General features: G+C 54.8%; 3 protein-coding genes. All 3 read left to right on the forward strand.

Features of this window, described 5'->3' with window-relative positions; genetic code table 11:
- Positions 1-625: 625 nt before the first annotated feature.
- The gene (locus LJE94_18875) at positions 626-2,050 is read left to right on the forward strand and encodes a TolC family protein (GenBank protein ID MCG6912160.1); all 1,425 of its coding nucleotides are present in this window, start codon (positions 626-628) and stop codon (positions 2,048-2,050) included.
- Complete coding sequence (locus LJE94_18880) at positions 2,047-3,279, forward strand: efflux RND transporter periplasmic adaptor subunit (protein MCG6912161.1); 1,233 nt, start codon at positions 2,047-2,049, stop codon at positions 3,277-3,279. Before LJE94_18875 ends, LJE94_18880 begins: the two co-directional genes overlap by 4 nt.
- On the forward strand, positions 3,279-3,543 hold a 265-nt coding region (locus LJE94_18885; GenBank protein ID MCG6912162.1), incomplete at its 3' end, for an efflux RND transporter permease subunit. The genes LJE94_18880 and LJE94_18885, both read left to right, overlap by 1 nt.

The following is a 3,543-nucleotide window of genomic DNA, read 5'->3' on the forward strand; positions in this document are numbered from 1 at the left end:
AGCGTTGGCATAGAGGCTGTCATACATGGCAGATGCAGCGGTCGGCAGCGCGAGAAAGCAGAGAACAATCATTACCGTTAGTAGCTGTAGAGACTTTTTCATCTTCATATCTCCTCCTTTCAGGTTTTATTCAACAACAGGTTCACGAAACAGTAAAACGTTCCCTCCTTTCTCTTCTCTGAAAAATGTTTGATAGCTGTCATATTAAAAAATCTTGTCCTCGTATATTGCTTGAAACGAAATAAAATTTAAGTTACTGGTATTATTATATATTCTTCCGGAAATCGTTTTCGCCGGAAGTGCCCCGGAATGTGAAAAAAAGGTATTCTAATCCTCAAGTTACGTCATCGGGTTACAGGCAGGCTAACAAAGGAAAACGGCTTTGTCAATAATATTTATGGGTTTTTGAACTATTTTTCTCTTTTTTCGGTCCCTCAGCGGGAAAAACGTCTGCACCCCGTCCCTCTGCTGAGCAGATACTCGAAAAGCACTTGAAGTAAGAAAAGGGATTGGTTATAAAAAATGTATATTTTCCCGCAGACTTGACGCGGGACAGGTTGAACGGGGATGGTTTTTGAGCCTCGAGAATGCGCGCAGTACATACTAGGGAGCAAGGCGGATTCATATGAAAAGAGCATGGAAAAACATTCTGGTGATTGACCTCTGCCTTTTCTGGTTGCTGGCGTCTGTGGCCTTCTGCGGCCAGAAGGAAGGAGGGGAGCGTATTCTGGGGCTCCGTGAGTGCGTGGATCTTGCCATCAAGAACGACCCGGACATCATTGATACGAAGGGCCAGATTCACATAGGGGAGCTCACCGCGAAAGAGGCGAAGAAGGATCTCATCCTGCCCACCCTCAACCTGGGCATGACCTATGGGCCCAAGCTGGATTTTTTCGGGAGGCCCATTGCCACCGACAGCATTTATTTGAGCACGGCGAGCGTGGAGAAGCCGCTGTACCGGGGCGGGGAGCTTATCAATGCGTACCGGCTGGGCCGGAAAATGACCGAGCGTGCCAAATTCGACCTTTTCAGAAGGCAGGCCGGTATAACGGAAACCACCGCAAAGGCGTATTACGATCTCCTCTCGGCCCAGGAAAACGTCCGCTACAACGAGGAACTCGACGAGCAGGCAAAACAGACGGTCGCCCTGCTCAAGGAGAAGTTCGCCATGGGTGTTGCCCTGCGGGTGGACGTGCTCGAGGCGGAAGGCAGAAGGAACAATATCAGGTACCGCCTCATCAGCGCCAGGAACGACCTGGTGGAGGCAAAGGGGAAGATGAATGTGCTCATGGGCAGAGACCCTGAGAGCGACATTCTGGTGCGGGAGGAGTTTCCGGTTCCGCCGCTCAAGGCCGATGTGAAGACCCTGACCGCCACGGCCCTGGAGCAACGCCCCGACCTGCTGTACCAGAAAGAAGACGCGGCCTTCAACCAGCTCAAGATCGCCCTCGGCGAGAGCAGCCGGTATCCCCACCTGAGCCTGGTGGGGAGTTATTCCTGGGAGGGGGACCAGTTCCCCGGTGAGGAAAAGGAATGGGCGGTGGGCGTCAAGCTCACCTTTTCTCTGTTTGACAGCACCCTGAGTTCTTCTGTCGCGCGGAACCGTCTTCTGGAGAACCGCTTCAACTTCGTGGGAACGGCCGCGAATTACGACAGCAAGTCGGTCAATCTCAGCCTGTTTGACGGGAGTTCGAAAAAGATTGATGTGGAAAAAGCCAGGGCGGCATACCGGCTTGCAAAGAACCGTCTTGCCCAGGCGAAACGAAATGCAGCGGCTGACGTGCAGGAGGCCATCAACCGGTTAAGCGAGGCCGAAGCCCTTCTCGAAACGACCCGCAGCATGGTCGCCTACTCAAAAGAGAAACTGAAATTGCTGGAGAAGCGCCTGCAGTTGCGGGAAACCACCGAACTGGACGTGCTGGACGCAAGGACCAGGCTCGCGGATGCGCAGGTCAGATACCTCAAATCTCTCTACGCAAAGGCAGTGGACGTGGTCAGTCTCTACCGGGCAACAGGAAAGAGGCTCCAGTGGAAGGAGACGCCGAAGTGAAGAATGGAATGAGAGTATGCTTTCTGGCCGTGATGTTGTTGCTTCCCCTGCAGGGGAACGCGAGGGGTGAGGAAAGCGCGGATGCACCAGTGATGCAGGCTCCGCCGGTCAGGGTGGTCAGGGCGGTGAAGCGGGATTTTTCCCTGAAACTTCCGGCCATGGGGACCATTCAGTATGTCTCCAAGGTGGACATCAGCTCAGAGATCCCCGGAATCCTTTCTTCGGTTCCCGTGGAAGAAGGCGAGGTGGTGAAAAAGGGACAGCTCGTCGCCGTCGTTGATCAGACCCTGATCAAAACCCGGCTGAAACAGGCCCGGGCCGTGGAGGAAATGGCGGAAATCGACCTCAGGAAAGCCGAGTATGAGATCAGGAAAGCCGGCTTTCGGGTGCAGGCCGCCAAGGTAACCGCTGCAAAGCAGGCGGACAAGGTTGCTTCCCAGAAGAAGCTTTTTGAAATCGGGGCCGTTACCCGCAGTGAGCTTGATGAGGCCATGATAGAAGACGAAAAAGCCCGGGCCGATTACCAGGAGGCCCTGGCCGACTATGAGTCGCTGCAGGCGGAATCGAAGGCGGGGCGTCGTGAGGCAGGAGTGCGGGTAGAGAAGGCCCGTGCGGACGCGAAGGAGATCGAGGCCCGGCTTCGGAAATGCCGCATCACATCGCCCATTGCGGGCATCGTGGCGGTGAAGCGCAAATGGACCGGTGAGTATGTGGGTGGAGGTGATGCGGTTATCGTCACGATTATTGAGATCGGGACCGTGTACGCTGAAGTGGATGTGAACGAGCGGGATGTCAGACTGCTCAAGGGAGGCGAGGAAGCCGCCGTGGTGGCGGACGCCTATCCGGGACGCACGTTCCGCGGAAAAGTGTCCCTGATCAGTCCCCTTGTCAACATCAAGAGCCGGACGCTCAAGGTCAGGGTGAAAGTGAATAATGAGGATCTGTTATTGAAGCCCGGCATGTTTGCGAGGGCTACTATTTTCATAAAAAGTTTCACGGATGCCGTAGCCGTGCCAAGCCAGGCCCTTTTGAAAACCGGGGATGGACGTCCCGCGGTTTTTGTCGTTCTGGGAGGTGTGGCATTTCTGAGGAGCGTGGAAATTGGCCTGCAGAAAGAGGAACTGGTGATGATACGGAAGGGCGTAAAGCCCGGTGAACTGGTTGTCGTGGAGGGACAGAAAAGACTCCGGGACCTGAGTCCGGTTCGGGTTGTGGAGATGAAAAGATAATGAAACTCACCAGGTTTGCCCTCAACCGCCCGGTCACGGTATTGATGGCATTTGCGGCGGTGGCCTTGATCGGGCTGATTTCCTGGAACAGGCTGCCGGTGGAACTCCTGCCGAGCCTCAACTATCCCCAGCTTACCGTCATGACCGCCTACGAGAATGGTGCCCCCCCCGAGATAGAATCATTGATCTCAAAACCCATTGAAGAGGCTGTGGGAACGGTCCAGGGCGTGACCCGGGTTGCTTCTGTTGCAAAAGAAGGAGTCT

Source organism: Deltaproteobacteria bacterium (assembly GCA_022340465.1).
Lineage (GTDB): Bacteria > Desulfobacterota > Desulfobacteria > Desulfobacterales > B30-G6 > JAJDNW01.